Genomic DNA, 17,337 nt, shown 5'->3' with positions numbered 1-17,337 from the left:
CCAATTAATTTATCTTTCCTAAAACATTTTTAATCTTCCAAAGATAAGTTTTAATTTGAAATGTATCAGTGTGTCTGTTCCCTTTATGTCTATTCTGCACAATTCATAAGGTTTCTGGGTGGGGAAGTAATTGATTTTGTTACCGATTCTTACGGCATAAAGAATATTCAGATGTTTCAAAACTGAAAATAGAGCCTGTTTTCCGGGATTTTTCTTAGGATATTTTCCGTACGGGTACGCCAGAACTTTTGAATATTCTATTTTTTCTTCGTCGAGAATCTGCATATTTTTTTCAAGATCGTTTTCTATGAAACCGGCAGAAATATTTCTGAAGTTTTGATGAGAATGGCTGTGAAGAGCTATATCAAAATACTTCCTGTTCAGTTGGCGGATCTCTTCAAAAGTCATCATCACATTATTTTTATACCCTTTCTGAATAAATTCTGTAGGAATAAATATGGTTGCTTTCAGCTTATATTTTTCTAACAAAAAAGGAAGATATATTTCATTGTTTTTGTAACCGTCATCAAAAGTAATAATGATGCTTTTTGGCGAAGGGATGTTCAGCTCACTGAAAAATTTTGAGGTATATTTTTTCCTGTTTAGATATTCAAATTGTTTCTCAAGGTTTTTCAGGCTTACTATCAGATCTTCAGTGCTTTCTTCCGCGATCTGGTGATACATCAGAATGATCAGGCGGTTTTTAGGAAAAAGAAAAAGATACAACCGAAAATAAAATACAACAAAAAGAAGTACTGGAAAAATCAAATACAGAATCTTCATCATTCGCCATATTTTTTTCTGATTTCAATGAGCCTGATTTTCTCGCGCAGTTTTATGTATTTTAAAAATGTATAATATGACATTGTTTTGGCTACATAGAAACCTGCAAAGCCGTCCAAAAAACCAAATTTAAATAGATAAACTTTTATAAATTCGTAAACAGGACTGACGATAATTTTAAAGTTCTGATACTTTTTACCACGTTCAAACATCTTTTCTGCCATCATATCAGAGTAGATATTGATTTTAGAAATGTGATGATGAATACTTTTGTAAGTGTAATGATTTAATTTTCCTTCTAAAATTCCCGCTTTTTTAGCGGTAATCAGAAATTCATGTACTTTATCGTCAGAATATTTTGCACAATCTCTTTTGAATAATCTTTCCTTACATACATTTCCCCAGCCTCCGAATCTGATCAGATTAATGCTTATATAATTTAAAAATTTAGCCTTATAAACACAATATTCCGTATTTCCGGAAGAGACAATGTTTCGTATAGATTGGAGCATCTTTTCATCAGGAACTTCATCTGCATCCAGAAAAAGGACCCATGGTTTAGAGCAAAGACTGAGGGCATAATTTTTCTGTTCCCCATATCCGCTAAATTTTCTTTCATGAAATTTGATATCCGGATAATCATGAAGACAAATTTCTTTTGTTCTGTCCGTTGAATAGCTGTCTACGATAACAATTTCGTCAACTGTATCTTTAACGGCATTAAGCAATCTTACAATATTATCTTCTTCATTGTAAGTAATGACTGCAAGGGTAAGTGCCATTTCTACTGAAATGAAAGGATGGTTTTTTCAATGATTTTCACACAGTCTAAAAGTTGTTCTTCAGTAATGACTAAAGGTGGCGCAAGCCTGATGATATTTCCGTGGGTCGGCTTGGCGAGTAATCCGTTTTCTTTTAATTGTAAACAGATATTCCAGGCTGTAGAACTTTCCGGAGTATCGTTGATTAAAATAGCATTCAGAAGACCTTTTCCTCTTACTTTGGTAATGAGACCGGTTTTTTCTATTAGTTTTTCAATTTCAGAACGGAATAATTTACCAAGCTCTTCCGCTCTCTCGGAGAGTTTTTCTTCCTGTACAACGTCCAGTGCCGCGACTGCTACTGCACAGGCAATAGGATTTCCGCCAAATGTAGAACCGTGCTGGCCGGGTTTGATGACGTTCATAATTTCATTATTAGCCAATACCGCTGAAACGGGGTACATTCCGCCGGAAAGAGCCTTGCCTAAAATAAGAATGTCCGGCTGAACATCTTCATGATGGCATGCAATTAATTTCCCTGTTCTTGCAATTCCCGTCTGAACTTCATCTGCAATAAAGAGAACATTGTATTTTTTACACAATTCAGAGGCGTCTTTCAGAAAACCGCTATCCGGAACATAAACCCCCGCTTCCCCCTGAATAGGCTCTACAAGAAATGCCGCAATCGTATCTGATTCTCGGCTGAGAACCTCTTCTAATGCAAAAAGATCATTATATGGAATTTTAATGAAGCCAGGCGTAAAAGGACCATAATTCTGATTGGCATCCGGATCATTTGAAAAAGAAACAATGGTAGTGGTTCTTCCGTGGAAATTATTTTCGCAAACAATAATTTTTGCAGCGTTTTCAGCAATGCCTTTTATTTCATAACTCCATTTTCTGGCTAATTTTACTGCCGTTTCCACAGCTTCTGCCCCGGAGTTCATGGGTAATACTTTATCAAAACCAAAAAGATCAGTAATCTTCTGTTCGTATTCTCCCAATCTGGAATTATAAAATGCTCTTGATGTTAGAGCCAGTTTTTTAGCCTGTTCTACTAAAGCTTCTACAATTTTTGGATGAGAATGTCCCTGATTGACAGCAGAATAAGCGGATAAGAAATCATAATACTTTTTACCGTCCACATCCCAGACAAAAACACCTTCTCCTTTTTCCAGTACCACGGGAAGAGGGTGGTAGTTGTGAGCACCGTGTTTGTCTTCAAGGTCGATAAAATATTGGGAATCTTTTACAATTTCTGCTGTTGACATATATTTGATTTTGCGCAAATGTAAACATTATTAATGAGATGACTAAACAGAAATCTCATGCTGAAAAAGAAAGGATTTTAAGAACTTTTAATCCTCTAAGAAAACCGAATCAGAAAATATTGCTACTGCAAATAATCCGTTACAGTTATTCTATCTTTAAAAATATGAATTTTAATATTTGTTAATTTAAAAGATTGTGGTGTCAATTTTGTCAAAGTTTTTTAATGCTAAAAAAAAACCGCCTTCATGAGGCGGTTACAAATTATATACAAATCAGATTAATGATTGTCGTATTTTTTATCCATTACAAAATCTTCCATGAATTTTGTAGTGTAATTTCCTGAAAGATAATCTTCATTATCCATCAGCTGTCTGTGGAAAGGAATCGTTGTTTTCACTCCTTCAATATAAAATTCTTCCAGAGCTCTTCTCATTTTGGCAATAGCTTCCTCACGGGTCTGTGCTGTAGTGATCAGTTTCGCGATCATGGAATCATAATTGGAAGGAATGGTATATCCCGAATATACATGCGTGTCTACTCTTACCCCGTGTCCGCCAGGAATATTTAATCCTGTAATTTTCCCCGGAGAAGGTCTGAAATCAGCATAAGGATCTTCCGCATTGATTCTGCATTCGATGGAATGTAATTTGGGATAATAATTAATTCCTGAAATCGGAGTTCCCGCAGCCAGAAGAATCTGTTCTCTGATCAGGTCATAATCAATAACCTGTTCAGTGATCGGGTGTTCTACCTGGATTCTTGTGTTCATTTCCATGAAATAGAAATTTCTGTGTTTGTCCACAAGGAATTCAATAGTTCCCACTCCTTCATAGCCGATGAATTCCGCAGCCTTTACAGCAGCTTCACCCATTTTCTCACGAAGTTCGTCTGTCATAAAAGGAGAAGGTGTTTCTTCAGTAAGTTTTTGGTTTCTTCTCTGAACAGAACAGTCTCTCTCAGAAAGATGACAGGCTTTACCAAATTGGTCACCAGCAACCTGGATTTCAATATGTCTGGGCTCTTCGATCAGCTTTTCCATGTACATGCCTCCGTTTCCGAATGCTGCTACAGCTTCCTGAATCGCAGATTCCCAGTGGTCTTTCAGATCTTCAGCTTTCCATACCGCTCTCATTCCTTTTCCACCACCACCGGCAGTTGCTTTGATCATTACAGGATAACCTGTTTCTTCAGCAATCTTTACAGCATGTTCATAAGATTCGATCAAGCCGTCAGAACCTGGTACACATGGTACACCGGCAGCTTTCATGGTTGCCTTAGCATTTGCTTTATCTCCCATTTTCTCAATCTGTTCAGGAGTGGCACCAATAAATTTAATACCGTTTTTCTGGCAGATTCTGGAGAAGTTGGCGTTTTCGGATAAGAAACCGTAACCCGGGTGAATGGCGTCTGCATTGGTAATTTCAGCAGCAGCAATAATATTAGGAATTTTAAGGTATGAGTCTTTGCTCATTGCGGGGCCGATACAAACCGCTTCGTCTGCAAATCTTACGTGAAGACTGTCTTTGTCTGCAGTTGAATAAACCGCTACCGTTTTAATCCCCATTTCTTTACAAGTACGTAAAATACGCATTGCAATTTCGCCACGATTGGCTATTAATATTTTTTTGAACATCTTCTTTAATTTGAAAATTAGATAATTTGAAAATTAGACATGAGTACGAAACTTAAAAGTTAGTTATCTAACTTCTATCTTCTAACTTCTAACTTCTAACTAAATTATGATGGATCTACTAAGAATAAAGGTTGATCATATTCTACAGGAGAAGAATCATCTACCAAAATCTTAACGATTTTTCCGCTTACTTCAGATTCAATCTGGTTGAATAATTTCATTGCTTCGATTACACAAACCGTTTTACCAATAGAAACTTCGTCGCCAACGTTCACAAATACATCTTTATCCGGAGATGGTTTTCTGTAGAAAGTTCCGATCATTGGAGACTTGATAGTCACATATTTACTTTCATCAGATGATGCTTCGGCTTTTTCGGCCGGTGCAGCTGCAGGAGTAGCAGCCGGTGCAGGTGCAGCAGCTACCTGTTGAGGAGCAGTGTGATACACTGCAGGTTGAGCATAAGCAACTTCGCTACCCGCTAATGGAGTTTTAATAGTGATTTCGAAATCTTTGGTTTTGTATTTTACTTCAGAAACTTCTGCTTTAGACACAAACTTAATAAGATTTTGTATGTCTTTAATGTCCATAAAATTGATATTTGATTTTGAGCCAAAGATACCAAAAAATAGTAAAAAACAACAAAAAACCGCCAAATTTTATAAAAATCGGGCGGTTTTTGTATTAAATCGAGTGTTTTCCGGAGGAAAGCGACTCTTAGTTTTCTTCAGTAGTTGCTACTTCTTTTTCCAATACTACTTTACCTCTGTAGTATAATTTTCCTTCATGCCAGTGAGCTCTGTGGTATAAATGAAGCTCTCCTGTTGTTGCATCTTTAGCTAATTGAGGAACTACAGCTTTGTAGTGAGTTCTTCTCTTATCTCTTCTTGTAGACGATTGTCTTCTCTTTGGATGTGCCATTTTCTAATAACTTTTTTAATTGATGAGCGATGAGATTCATCATCTCATCATTAAACTATTTAATTTTTATTCTTCAAATTTTTTAATGCGTCCCATCTCGGGTCGCTTTCATGTTCTTCTTCTTCACTTTCTTTGGGACTGAACTTCTCAAGGATTGCGAGATCTTCATCACTTACATTCGGTGATATTTTTTTCATAGGAATGGAAAGCGCAACGTTTTCATAAATTAATTGTGCCACGTTAAACGCATGATCACTGGAAGGAATTGTAATAACATCTTCCTCGCTGTCATCATATTCTTCCCCGAATTTTACCAATACCTTGATCTCATTTTCAATAGGATGATCGAAATTCTCGTTTGTAATGTCGCAAACAAGCTCTACCGTACCATTTACTTTGATCTCAAACTCCAGAAACGTAGAATGTTTGTCGAGTAGAACATCTACTGAAATCCTGGGATTTGTAAATTCCTGTTCAGTATCAAATAATTGAAAGAACTCTTTATTTATCTCAAACCTGAACTCGTGCTTGCCGGTTTTTAGTCCGGAAAAGCTTACGTCATAGTTTCTTAACTTGTCCATAAAATGAGTGTGCAAAAATATGCAATTTTTTTATAATAACAAATAAATTCTAAAACAAATTAACTTAAAATTCCAATTGAAGATTTACGCTTCGGTTTCATCAGGTAAATCTTCATCTATTCCGTTATCTACAACCATTTTTCTCGGCTGCAGTCGGTTACTCATCAGATCATTGTATTCGCTTCTGTTCCTGAAAATTTTAATAGCAGTAAAGATGGCTTCGCTAAAACTACGCTCATCCGCAATGTTTTTTCCTGCAATATCGTAGGCTGTGCCATGGTCCGGTGATGTTCTGATAAAAGGAAGCCCGGCAGTATAATTTACACCTTCTTCGTAAGCTAAGGTTTTAAATGGAGCTAAACCCTGATCGTGATACATCGCTAAAACCGCGTCAAAACTTTTATATTTTTCCGGTTGAAAAAAGCTGTCGGCAGGGAAGGGTCCAAATGCAAGAACTCCATTATCTGAAAGCTCTTTGATAGCCGGAGCAATGATTTCAATTTCTTCTTTTCCAATCACACCGCCGTCACCAGCATGTGGATTTAAGCCTAAAACAGCAATTTTTGGTTTTGAAATATTAAAATCTTCAATTAAAGTCTGGTTTAAAACCCGGATCTGTTTTTTAATTTTTTCCTTGGAAATATTTTCAGCCACCTGTGCAATTGGAATATGGTGTGTCAGTACAGCTACCTTTAAGTCTTCCGTTACCAGGAACATTAAGCCTTTCTTATTGAATTTCTCTTCAAAATATCCGGTATGTCCGGCATGTTTAAAGCCCATTTTTACCATTTCATCCTTGTTGATCGGTGCGGTTACCAGAACATCAATCTCTCCTTTTAGTAAGGCTTCAGTTGCTGCCTCAAGAGAATCAATAGCCATTTTGGTGGATTCTTCTGTTGGTGTGCCTAGTTCTACCACAGAGTTTTCCTTCACAAGATTCACCATATTCAGTTTTCCTGCCTGAGCCTGCGATGCTTCATTGATATAGTTGAAATTCAGATTCAGTTTGAAAATGTTTTTCTGAAAAGTGAATAATTTTCCCGAGCCAAAAATCACAGGGGTGAAAAAATCCGTAATGGTTTTGTCTGCTAGGGACTTCATGATGATTTCCGGACCGATGCCATTGAAATCTCCTATTGAAATTCCTACTCGTACTTTATGGTTTTTTGGGCTCATTTTGATTATCTTTGAAGATTAATAAACTACAAATTTAGCAAAAAATAATATGTTTACAGGAATAATTGAAGCGGTAGGGATAATTGAGAAGATAGAAGAAAACGGAAGCAATATTGATTTTACATTAACCTGTCCTTTTACGAGTGAACTGAAAATCGATCAGAGCTTAGCGCATAACGGTTGTTGTCTTACGGTTGTAAAGATCGAAGGAGATCAATATGTGGTAACGGCAATCCATGAAACCTTAGAAAAAACAAATCTGGGGAAATGGGAGCAAGGCACTGTAGTAAATCTTGAACGCTGCATGAAAATGGACGGACGTCTGGACGGTCACATCGTACAAGGCCACGTTGATAAAACCGGAGAAGTGGTAAATATTGAAAATAAAGACGGAAGTTATTTTATTACCATTTCGTATGATAATAACGACGGTTTTGTAACGGTTCCTCAGGGTTCCATTACGGTAAACGGAATCAGTCTTACCGTTGCTAAAAGTGAAGATCATCAATTTTCCGTTGCTATTATTCCTTATACCTGGGAATTTACCAATATGCAGTATTTAAGAAAAGGAGATAAAGTTAATTTAGAATTCGACATAATTGGTAAGTATATTGCTAGGTTAATTAATAAACAGAATGTCAATGAGTATGTACAAAGGATATAGCCTTAGGAACCGTGTCTTTTTCGGATTCTTATTGGTGTGTCTTTTAAGTGTAGTTGCTTCTTCGCTGGTCCCTTATTTCGTTTTAAGGGAAAATTCAATTACGAAAAGCAGAATTGACATGCAGGAAAAAACGGGAGCGGTGATCCGGTATCTGGATTATGCCGTAAGCATGAAACATACGGAGACACAAGATCTTCCAAGCCTTCTCGAAAACAAAATCTTCGAGATTGCAGACATCAATCAGCACGACATTATTTTATACGACTTAAAGGGAAATTATTTACTTTCAAATAAAGAAGAGAGCCTGGTAGAACAGAAAAAGATTCCGATCAATATTGTTAACAGGATTCTTTCAACAAAAACCAGGGTGGATATCAAAGGATATGATGCCTCTAAAGATGCTGTGCTTACTTCATCTTATCTTTTGTTGAAAAATAATGATCTTGAACCGATCGCTATTGTGTATATTCCTCTGTATCACAATGAATCAGCTTATCTTGATGTTCTTAATATCTACGTAAAATACATTATTCTTGTTGATGTCTTTTTAATCCTTTTCAGTGTATGGTTCAGCTGGGTGATGTCTAACAATTTAGCTAAAAATATCACCAAATTTTCAGATATGATTACAAGGATCACCCTGTTTGAAAATGAAATGCGGCCGATCCGATATTATAAAAACGATGAGCTAAATGCTTTGGCGAGAGCTTATAACAGGATGATTCTTCAGATTCAGGATCAGAAAGAAAGACTTCGTTTTAAAGCATCTGAAGAAGCCTGGAGGGAAATGGCAAAACAAGTAGCGCACGAAGTGAAAAATCCACTGACGCCAATGAAACTGACCATTCAGAATTTTGAAAGAAAATTTGACCCGGAAGATCCGAATATCAGGGAAAAGGTAAAACAAATGAGCAAGACCATGGTTGATCAGATTGATCTTATTGCTACCGTTGCCTCTGCGTTTTCCGAATTTGCCAAACTTCCGGAGAAAAACAATGAAATCATCAACCTGAATAATGAAGTAGAAGATATTCTCCGGGTTTTTAATGATGACAGCATATTTATGCATTCCAATAAAAGTAATATTATGATCAATATGGACAGGATTTATCTGTCCAGAATTATTACCAATCTTGTTACCAATGCAAAGCAGGCAGAAAGCGATGAGAGAAAATTAATTATCAATGTTGATGTAGAACAGCATCAGAGGAGAGTCATGATTTCTGTTCAGGATAACGGAATCGGAATTCCCGAAAATATTTACGAAAGAATCTTTGAACCGAATTTTACTTCTAAAAATAGCGGGATGGGCTTAGGTTTGTCAATGGTCAGAAAAATGGTTGAAGATTATAAAGGGGAAATTATCGTAAAATCTGAAGTAGGAAAAGGTTCTACGTTCACCATTACTTTGCCTACGAATTTATAGTGAAATCATTTACGTTTAAACAATTTGTTATTCAGCAGTCAAAAGAGGTCTTCCGGGTAGGAACAGACGGTGTTTTGCTTGGCGCTTTAGCAAATAGTAACCATGCGCTTAATGTTCTCGAAATCGGAACAGGAACAGGTCTGATTTCCTTAATGCTAGCCCAGAAGAATCCTGAATCCAAGTTCTTTGGGATTGATATTAATAAACAAGCGGCAGATCTTACTAAAATTAATTTTGAAAACTCACCATTTTCTTCCAGATTGGAAAATGTGCATCAAGATTTTAAAGAATTTGAAACGCATGAAAGGTTTGATTTAATTGTTTCTAATCCGCCTTATTTTGAAGCATCAGATTCTGAAAAAGATAAAATCGCAAGACAAACTGTAGAATTAAACTTTCGTCAGCTAATTTCAAAATCTTCAACGCTTCTTTCAAAAAATGGAATTTTTTCAGTCATTATCCCTGCTGAAGCGGGGCGCGACTTTGTGGCTATAGCTGAAGAAAATCATTTGTTTTTAGTGCGTAAAATTAATATTTTAGGTATTGTAAATTCAAATGTGAAAAGGATTATTCTCGAGTTTTCTTTAACGGAAAAATCACTGGAAGAATCAGAGTTTATTATAGAAAAAAGTCCGAGACAATACTCGGACCAATATCTTGAACTCACCCAAGAGTTTCATGTTTTTAAAGAAGGTTAAAAAGTGAAAATAATAACTTATTCGCTAAATTATCTTTATTCAAACAATTCCGCTGTATCCAGTACGGAAACTTTCCCATCTTCACATCTAATCGCTTCTCCGGGGAAATTCTGAATCATGTGATAATCATGGGTTGCCATTACCACGGCAGCTCCGTTTTCCAAAGCTACTTGCTTTAAAAGCGTCATGATTTCGTTGGATGTTTCGGGATCCAGGTTTCCTGTAGGCTCATCTGCAAGAATGAGATCAGGATGGTTAAGAAGGGCTCTCGCAATGGCAACACGCTGCTGTTCTCCACCGGAAAGCTCATGAGGCATTTTGTGTTTTTTACTCTTCATGTTTACACTTCCCAAAACCTCATTGATGCGGTCTTCCATTTTTACTTTGTCGCTCCATCCTGTTGCTTCCAGTACAAATTTCAGGTTTTTTTCGACCGTTCTGTCAGAAAGCAGCTGAAAATCCTGGAAAACAATTCCCAGTTTTCTTCTCAGATTCGGAACATCGGAAGCTCTCAGCTTCGCCAGGTCAAAGCCTACTACGGCTCCATGCCCTGAAGCTAAAGGAATATGCCCGTACAATGTTTTCAGCAGTGAACTTTTTCCTGAGCCTGTCTTTCCGATAAGATAGCAGAAACGTCCTTTCTTAATGTTCAGATTCACATCAGAAAGCACTGTGAAATTTTTCTGTGCAATCTTGGCGTGCTGCAGGCTGATGATGTTGTCTCCGGCAATATGTGTATGTGGCATAATTCAGTTTTAAAAATACTTTTTCTAAAATTTTTTCAGATTTTAAAAATAGGAAAAAGAAGGGTAAAAAACCTAAATTTTAGGAAATTTTAACAACAAAAAATGCCTGAAAAACTTCTTTTCAAGCATGATTTGTATATGATAATAAAAAGATTATCTCTTAGCGCGTGATGCACTTACAGTTAAACTCTTTCTGCCTTTAGCTCTTCTCGCAGCCAAAACTCTTCTTCCATTTGGCGTAGACATTCTTTCTCTGAAACCGTGTTTGTTTCTTCTTTTTCTTTCTGATGGCTGGAATGTTCTTTTACTCATTACTATATGTTTAAATCGTAATTATCTATTAATTTTCAGGTTGCAAAGATATGTAATTTTTTAAAAGTTACAAACTTTACCAATCTTTTTTTTAAAATTTTGCATTCATTTTTTATTGAATTATTTTGAAGCCTTGCCATGTGCGAATTTGTGGAAGAAAAAATAATCCTTATGATTTATTTAAAAGCTCTATCTTTGGAAACTTAAATTTAAAGAAAAAAAATAAAAAACATCTCATGTTTACACCCGCGGAACTTTTAGAAATCAATACGTTACTCACTCCGGAAAATAAAATCGTAATTCTTACCCATTATAATCCTGATGGAGATGCTATTGGTTCCAGCCTGGGTTTAAAACATTATCTTAAAGCTAAAGGGATTTTCGCGGAAGTAATTGTTCCCAACGATTTTCCTAAGTTCCTGAAGTGGATGCCGGAAGCCAAAAAAGTTCTGATAGGGGAATATAAAAGGAAGGTAGCATCTGATCTTATCAGTGAAGCAGATGTTATTTTTTGTCTTGATTTCAATGCGCCTTCCAGAATTGGGATTCTGGGAGACTGGCTTACCAATTCCAGGGCAAAAAAAATTCTTATCGATCATCATCAGCAGCCTGAAAAATTTGATTTTGTTTATTCGGATACGGTCATTCCTGCAACCTGCCAGATGGTTTATCATTTTATTGAAGCACTTGATGACGAAAATCTGGTTAACAAAGATATTGCTGAATGCCTATATACGGGAATCATGACGGATACTGGAGGTTTTCGTTTCCGCTCTACCAGCGCAACAACGCACAGAATCATCGCAAATCTTATTGAGCATGGCGCAGATCCTGCTTTAATTACATCAAATACCTGGGATACCAATACCGTTTCGCGTCTTCATTTATTGGCTTTAATTTTAGGACGAATAGAAGTGGTAAAAGACGGAAAAGTTGCCGTTCTTAATTTAACAAGGGAAGAATTAAAGACGTATGGCTTCCAGAAAGGCGATACGGAAGGTTTTGTTAATTACGGGCTAAGTATCATGGGGGTAAAAATGGCGGCTTTCTTCATGGAAGATTTATATGAAGATTTTATAAAGATTTCTTTCAGAAGTAAGGATGATATGGATGTTAATCAGTTTTCCCGAAAATATTTCAACGGAGGAGGCCATATCAACGCTGCCGGAGGAAAATCTTACGAATCTCTTCATGATACCATTGAAACGTTCAAAAGTAAAATTGAGGCTGAGAAAAGTTTGTAATTGAGATTTAGGTTAAAATTTAATCTAAGGAAATTTTGTTTAATGATTATTCGAATCTGAATAATCATTAGATTTTAGAGATTGCTTTGTCATTCACTTCTCGCAATGACACGCTTGAACTTTAATACACTAAAACGCTCAAACGTTTAGTTTAACTCTGAAACCGTGAATATCCTTTTTCCTCAAGCTCTTTACAGGTGTATTCATATACTTCCTTAAACATAATATCGAGGAATTTCTTGTTAAACAGACTGAATTTTGTCATCTTAGGCGGATCCAGAAAAATATCACAGGATTTTGCTTTTGAGTAAACTGATTTTGCAATGGCTAAATGTAAAATTCTGTCGAATTCCTTCATCAGACTCATTTTTTCAAGGCTGTCATAACTGATGGAATTAACATGCGAAGCAATCAGAAAATCACATTTGTCAATAATAGGTTCAATGGGAAGGTTGTCCAGAACACCGCCGTCTACATAGATTTTTTCACCGATTTTAACTGGCGGCAAAATAAATGGTACACTCGATGAAGCAAGAAGAGGCCCGAAAAGCTCGCCTTCAGAAAAAAAATCTACAATTCCATGAGTCATTTCGGTTGCAGCAACATACACCGGAATTTTTAAAATTTTGAAATCATCTTCCGGAAAATGATCCATGAATAATTTAAGGATAAACTTTGAGCTGAAAATCCCATTCTTGGAAAGCTTTAAATAAGACCTCGAAAAAAAAGTAGTCTGTTTTACAATCTCCATCATTTCATCCGGTGATTTTCCGAGAGCATAAAAGGCTCCTACAATAGATCCGGCACTGGTTCCTGAGATAATATCCGGCTTAAGATTATATTCTTCCAGTGCTTTCAGCACAGCAATGTGTGCAATGCCGCGCATTCCTCCTCCGGAAAGAGTAAGTCCGATGACCGGTTTCTTTTTTTTGAATAAGAAATCCAGCATATTAAAAAACTAAATGTTTCGGTAAATGATGGAGAAGTTCCGTATTGATGATTGCTGCACATATTTCAGGTTTCTCCCAATGTCCGTTGTGGCCACAGTCAAGGACATACGATTTGATATTCGTTCTGTCGGGAAGGTTTTTAATCATAGCTTCCGTTTTTACCGCATTGTCATGTTTTCCGGCCAAAACTAAAATTTTACAGTCGAGATTTTCAAGAACATGAGTTTTATCGGTTCTTTCTACCATTCCTTTTACGGATGCCAAGGCACCCAGATTGTTTGTGGAAAGAGCAACTTCCAGGGCCATTTCTATTTTGCCCTCGAGGACATCTCTTTCATTAGGGTTGAAAAGATTGGGAACTCCGGCTCTGGCGTAGTGCGCAAAAGCATCTTCTATGATCCGGTAGCTCTTCATACGCTGTTCTTTTTTTTCGGGATCATCCGGAAGATAAGATGAAAAGAACAAGGTTAAACTTTTTAGATATTCAGGGTATTTTTCGGCAAAGCCTAACGAGATATAGCCACCCATGGAATGCCCCAGCAAGTGAACTTTTTCCAGGTTTTGATCATCCAGTACTTTTTTTACTTCTTCGGCCATAAACTCCATCGTCTGAACTTCAGCAATGATTTCGGATTGCCCATGTCCCGGAAGATCGATTTTCAATAATGAAAAATTTTCGGAGAGATGAGGTTCCATATCGCTCCATATAGAAATATTCTCCATAAACCCATGAAGCAAAACCAACATTTCTTTTCCGTTTCCTTTTCTTTCAAAGTTCAGCATAATTTCAGGCATTAAAAATGGATATCAATATAATCAACAAATCCCGAACCATTTACCATATTCTGAAGACGATATGTTTTCCCGCCGTCTTTGGACATAAAAGTTTTAGTACCTTTTCTAAGGTCGGTCTTTCCATTTTCGTTTCCGGAAATGCTTTGTGAAATCGTTCCTGTAAAATTCATATGTTTATCTGAAACAACGGCCATAAAACCTTTAATTTCAAGAAAATTTTTCCCGGACTTCAGCTCGCCGGAGATATTATAATGGTCTCTTTCGTCATCAATTTTTTCGAATGAAATGGTTCCGGAGCCTTTTATGGAATTGTGGGTAAGTTTGTGAGGTCCGCTGAAATCTTTAAAATGGTTGGTAGATCTGATGCTGTCATTGATCTTCGTTCTCGCAGCATTAATGGAATCCATGATTTTTGTACTGTCGCTTGCTCCTGAAACAGAAGTTGCTTCTTTTTTAGAGCAGGAAATAATTAAAGTGGTTACAGCAAAAGCGGTTAAAAAGTTTTTCATTAAATAAAATTAGATCCAAAAATAAACAAAAAAGAGCATCCTGAAAATGCCCTTTAGTTTTTTATTTGGTTAATTCGTCATAAACTTTCTTTTCCCAAGGTTTAATATCGGTAACGCCGTAACGTTCTTTTTTGGAGATCGCGATATTGTCCAGAATATCTACAAAGTTTTTGTAATTGGCATCATCGGTAGGTTCAATGATAATGGTAAAATTTTCTTTTTTAGGAGCGTTATTATAAGCTTTGGAAATGATTTTAGTGATATTGATTCCGCTGAAATCGGTTTCCTTTAAATTGCTCATATTTAATTCTTCTTTAAAACTTTGATGATAAAACACTCTATTGTCTTTCCCTAAAATAAAGGTAATTTGATTTAAGGGTTTTATTACAGGTGGGTGTGTTAGATCTGGGTTCGGATCTTTTGCCGGAAGTCCCAGATCCATCACATTAGGTTTTGTAAAATTAGTGGTAAACATAAAAAAGGTAATTAAGAGAAATCCTAAATCTACCATTGGAGTCATATCCACGCGGATCATTTTTTTTCTTTGTTTGCTGCCTCCCTGCTTTTCTTGTGCGATTACTTCAGCCATAGTTAATAGTTTTTAAATGTTAAACGGTTTTCAAATAAGCGTGTCGATTTTATACTTATTTTTAAATTTTAATACAAATTATGTACCTAAAAAACAGGTTTAATAATAATTTTATATTCTACAAATAGGATGTTTTTTATTTCTCTAAAAATCAATACAATAAAAAAGCCTTTCCGGATGAAGGAAAGGCTTTACTTATGTAATCGTAGTGATTATTTATTATTTTTATAATAATTAACTCCGCATTCCAGGAACTTTTTAAAATCCTCTTTAGGCATATATCCGGAAACAGGTGTATTGATAACTTTTCCGTCCGGAGTGAGTAAAACATAGTGCGGCTGCGAATTATTATTAAAATTCACTTGTTGAAACAGGCTCCATCGGTCACCGATTGTCTTTACTTTTTTTACCTGTCCGTCACCCAGATCAATTTTTGTTTTCTGATCTTCCGGCAATTCTTCTTTATCGTCCACATACAGCGAAGCCAGCACAACATCGTTCTGAAGGATCGGTAAAATATCACTTTCGCTCCACACAAATTCTTCCATTTTCCGGCAGTTCTCACAGCCATACCCGGTAAAGTCAATGAGAATCGGTTTGCCTTCTTTCTTCGCTAATTCTACGGCGTTGAAGAAATCGTGTTCAGGATGCATTCCTAAAATTCCGTCTTTTTCATCATGGAAGTAACTTACATTTAACGGGGGTAAAATTCCACTTAATAATTGAAGCTTAGGGCGTTCCGAAGGAATTAATCCCTGAACCAGATAAATCACAAATCCCAGTCCAAGAACCCCAAGGATTTTTCGGGTAATGGAGATTTTCGGTTTTTTATCATCATGCGGAAATCTTATCAGCCCAAATAAATAGAGTGCTAATCCAAGTGCCACAAGAATCCAGATCACAATGAAAAGTTCTCTTTTTAATAAGAAGGTCTTGGAAACCAAATCAGCTTTTGATAAAAATTTCAATGCTAAAGCCAATTCTACGAAACCTAAAACAACTTTTACGGTATTCATCCACCCTCCGGATTTAGGCAAGCTTTGCAATGCCTGTGGGAATAAGGCCAGTAATCCGAAAATAATTGCCCAGGCCAGCCCGAAGCCTGCCAGAGCAAATGTCAACAGCATAGGTACGTTTGCAGAGCCGGTTACTGCACTTCCTAATAAGCTTCCTAAAATAGGACCGGTACAAGAAAAAGAAACGATCACTAAAGTTAATGCCATAAAGAAAATTCCTACAATTCCGCCTGCTTCTTCCGCTTTTGAGGATTTGTTGGCAATAGCACTTGGTAAAGTGATGTCATAATATCCGAAGAAACTTCCTGCAAAGAAAATGAATATGATAAAAAATGCGATATTCAGCCATACGCTGGTAGATATTTCATTGAAAATATTTCCCGCAATTCCGTCGATAATATGAAAAGGAACACTGAGCAGGACAAAAATCAGGAAAATGAAAAATCCATAAATGAAAGCATCTCTTTTTCCTTTGGCTTTATTCAGGCTTCCTTTGGTAAAGAATGAAACCGTAAGCGGAATCATCGGGAAGACACATGGAGTAAGCAATGCTATAAGTCCACCGATAAATCCGAGAAGAAGGTACGTCCAGTAATTTTCGGCCACTTTTTCAGATGCGACTCCACAATCAGTAAGCGGTTTCTCAAAATTGATTGATTCTATTTTTAACTGCTTAGGATCCAGTTTTGATGTTTCTGTATTGGCAACAGGACCTTTCGCCGGATTTACTACTGCAGTTTCTGTTTTCGCAGAATCTTTTGAAGGTTCGGCAGTTGCAGGTTCCGTTTCTTCTACAGAGCCTTTTGGTGTTACCTGTTTGTTGAATTCCAAGGTATTCGGTGCGAGACAAACTCTGTCGTCACAGGTCTGATACGTGATTTCAGCAACAACATCTCCCGGTTTTGTACCGTCTTTAAGCCTGAACTTTTGTTTAAAGCCCGCAGAATTGGAATAGTAGACAATGTTCCCCCCGAAAGCTTCTGAAAATTCTTCATGTTTTTTTCCGACTTCGGTAAATTTGCCGATCAGTTCAATGTTTTTTCCCGAAACTTTATATTCAGTCGGGATTCCCGTATCTTCCGGAATGTCTTTGGAATAAATATGCCAGCCGCTTTCCATTGTGGCGTTCAGCACAGCTTCATATTGATTGTCTCCTAATTCGTTGATTGTAAATTTAAATTTTACAGGATTTTTGATTTGTGCATTAATTCCTGTTACCAAAAACAGCAGAACTAATAAAAACCAGCTTTTAAATTTCATT

General features: G+C 36.6%; 19 protein-coding genes. 4 read left to right on the top strand and 15 right to left on the bottom strand.

The window, feature by feature from the left end:
• Positions 1-18 precede the first annotated feature (18 nt).
• The 8 genes from U9K52_RS15325 to pdxA all read right to left on the bottom strand — a co-directional run bounded on the left by U9K52_RS15325 (position 19) and on the right by pdxA (position 7,127).
• Positions 19-786 (bottom strand): polysaccharide deacetylase family protein, encoded by a 768-nt coding sequence (locus U9K52_RS15325; protein ID WP_322927257.1) that lies wholly within the window; start codon positions 784-786, stop codon positions 19-21.
• Positions 783-1,565: a glycosyltransferase family 2 protein gene (locus tag U9K52_RS15320; protein WP_248388625.1), complete on the bottom strand. Its 783-nt coding sequence runs from the start codon at positions 1,563-1,565 to the stop codon at positions 783-785. Before U9K52_RS15320 ends, U9K52_RS15325 begins: the two co-directional genes overlap by 4 nt.
• Before the next feature lie 2 nt (positions 1,566-1,567).
• Positions 1,568-2,815: an ornithine--oxo-acid transaminase gene (gene rocD / locus U9K52_RS15315; protein WP_322927256.1), complete on the bottom strand. Its 1,248-nt coding sequence runs from the start codon at positions 2,813-2,815 to the stop codon at positions 1,568-1,570.
• Between the two features lie 278 nt (positions 2,816-3,093).
• A complete protein-coding gene (gene accC / locus U9K52_RS15310; protein ID WP_066440746.1) occupies positions 3,094-4,449 on the bottom strand; it encodes an acetyl-CoA carboxylase biotin carboxylase subunit in 1,356 nt (451 codons plus the stop codon).
• Positions 4,450-4,553: 104 nt separating this feature from the next.
• Positions 4,554-5,039: an acetyl-CoA carboxylase biotin carboxyl carrier protein gene (gene accB / locus U9K52_RS15305; protein WP_248388621.1), complete on the bottom strand. Its 486-nt coding sequence runs from the start codon at positions 5,037-5,039 to the stop codon at positions 4,554-4,556.
• Between the two features lie 127 nt (positions 5,040-5,166).
• Positions 5,167-5,370, bottom strand: coding sequence for a 50S ribosomal protein L32 (gene rpmF / locus U9K52_RS15300; RefSeq protein ID WP_007843326.1), 204 nt, complete (start codon positions 5,368-5,370; stop codon positions 5,167-5,169).
• A 59-nt stretch (positions 5,371-5,429) separates the two neighbouring features.
• Positions 5,430-5,951: a YceD family protein gene (locus U9K52_RS15295; RefSeq protein ID WP_248388619.1), complete on the bottom strand. Its 522-nt coding sequence runs from the start codon at positions 5,949-5,951 to the stop codon at positions 5,430-5,432.
• 84 nt (positions 5,952-6,035) lie between these two features.
• The gene (gene pdxA / locus U9K52_RS15290) at positions 6,036-7,127 is read right to left on the bottom strand and encodes a 4-hydroxythreonine-4-phosphate dehydrogenase PdxA (RefSeq protein ID WP_248388618.1); all 1,092 of its coding nucleotides are present in this window, start codon (positions 7,125-7,127) and stop codon (positions 6,036-6,038) included.
• A gap of 49 nt (positions 7,128-7,176) precedes the next feature.
• Here pdxA and U9K52_RS15285 point away from each other — a divergent pair, with 49 nt between their 5' ends.
• From U9K52_RS15285 to U9K52_RS15275, 3 genes are read left to right on the top strand one after another with little or no spacing between them, the layout of a single operon-like run.
• Positions 7,177-7,791 (top strand): riboflavin synthase, encoded by a 615-nt coding sequence (locus U9K52_RS15285; protein ID WP_322927254.1) that lies wholly within the window; start codon positions 7,177-7,179, stop codon positions 7,789-7,791.
• Complete coding sequence (locus tag U9K52_RS15280; RefSeq protein WP_263602174.1) at positions 7,763-9,217, top strand: sensor histidine kinase; 1,455 nt, start codon at positions 7,763-7,765, stop codon at positions 9,215-9,217. Before U9K52_RS15285 ends, U9K52_RS15280 begins: the two co-directional genes overlap by 29 nt.
• Positions 9,217-9,915, top strand: coding sequence for a tRNA1(Val) (adenine(37)-N6)-methyltransferase (locus tag U9K52_RS15275; RefSeq protein WP_322927250.1), 699 nt, complete (start codon positions 9,217-9,219; stop codon positions 9,913-9,915). Before U9K52_RS15280 ends, U9K52_RS15275 begins: the two co-directional genes overlap by 1 nt.
• Positions 9,916-9,950: 35 nt before the next feature.
• Here U9K52_RS15275 and U9K52_RS15270 read toward each other — a convergent pair whose 3' ends face one another.
• Both U9K52_RS15270 and rpmH read right to left on the bottom strand, forming a co-directional pair.
• Positions 9,951-10,661, bottom strand: a complete 711-nt coding sequence (locus tag U9K52_RS15270) for a cell division ATP-binding protein FtsE (protein WP_089998417.1) — start codon at positions 10,659-10,661, stop codon at positions 9,951-9,953.
• Between the two features lie 153 nt (positions 10,662-10,814).
• A complete protein-coding gene (gene rpmH / locus U9K52_RS15265) occupies positions 10,815-10,973 on the bottom strand; it encodes a 50S ribosomal protein L34 (protein WP_007843334.1) in 159 nt (52 codons plus the stop codon).
• A gap of 236 nt (positions 10,974-11,209) precedes the next feature.
• Here rpmH and U9K52_RS15260 point away from each other — a divergent pair, with 236 nt between their 5' ends.
• On the top strand, positions 11,210-12,217 hold the full coding sequence (locus tag U9K52_RS15260; protein WP_263602176.1) for a DHH family phosphoesterase: 1,008 nt from the start codon (positions 11,210-11,212) through the stop codon (positions 12,215-12,217).
• Between the two features lie 151 nt (positions 12,218-12,368).
• On the opposite strand, the gene U9K52_RS15255 is transcribed toward U9K52_RS15260, so the two are convergent.
• The 5 genes from U9K52_RS15255 to U9K52_RS15235 all read right to left on the bottom strand — a co-directional run bounded on the left by U9K52_RS15255 (position 12,369) and on the right by U9K52_RS15235 (position 17,336).
• Positions 12,369-13,166, bottom strand: coding sequence for a patatin-like phospholipase family protein (locus tag U9K52_RS15255; protein ID WP_312173805.1), 798 nt, complete (start codon positions 13,164-13,166; stop codon positions 12,369-12,371).
• 1 nt (position 13,167) lies between these two features.
• Positions 13,168-13,950: an alpha/beta hydrolase gene (locus U9K52_RS15250; protein ID WP_323673806.1), complete on the bottom strand. Its 783-nt coding sequence runs from the start codon at positions 13,948-13,950 to the stop codon at positions 13,168-13,170.
• Positions 13,951-13,961: 11 nt separating this feature from the next.
• On the bottom strand, positions 13,962-14,471 hold the full coding sequence (locus U9K52_RS15245) for a hypothetical protein (protein WP_322927247.1): 510 nt from the start codon (positions 14,469-14,471) through the stop codon (positions 13,962-13,964).
• 61 nt (positions 14,472-14,532) lie between these two features.
• Entirely contained in the window at positions 14,533-15,060 is a 528-nt protein-coding gene (locus tag U9K52_RS15240; protein WP_322927246.1) for an ExbD/TolR family protein, read from the bottom strand.
• A gap of 212 nt (positions 15,061-15,272) precedes the next feature.
• The gene (locus U9K52_RS15235) at positions 15,273-17,336 is read right to left on the bottom strand and encodes a protein-disulfide reductase DsbD family protein (RefSeq protein WP_322927245.1); all 2,064 of its coding nucleotides are present in this window, start codon (positions 17,334-17,336) and stop codon (positions 15,273-15,275) included.
• Position 17,337: the final 1 nt, after the last annotated feature.

The sequence above is a fragment of the Chryseobacterium sp. MHB01 genome (assembly GCF_034651565.1).
Lineage (GTDB): Bacteria > Bacteroidota > Bacteroidia > Flavobacteriales > Weeksellaceae > Chryseobacterium > Chryseobacterium nepalense.
The sequence above is the reverse complement of the archived record's forward strand: the minus strand, read 5'-3'. Positions and strand labels throughout refer to the sequence as shown.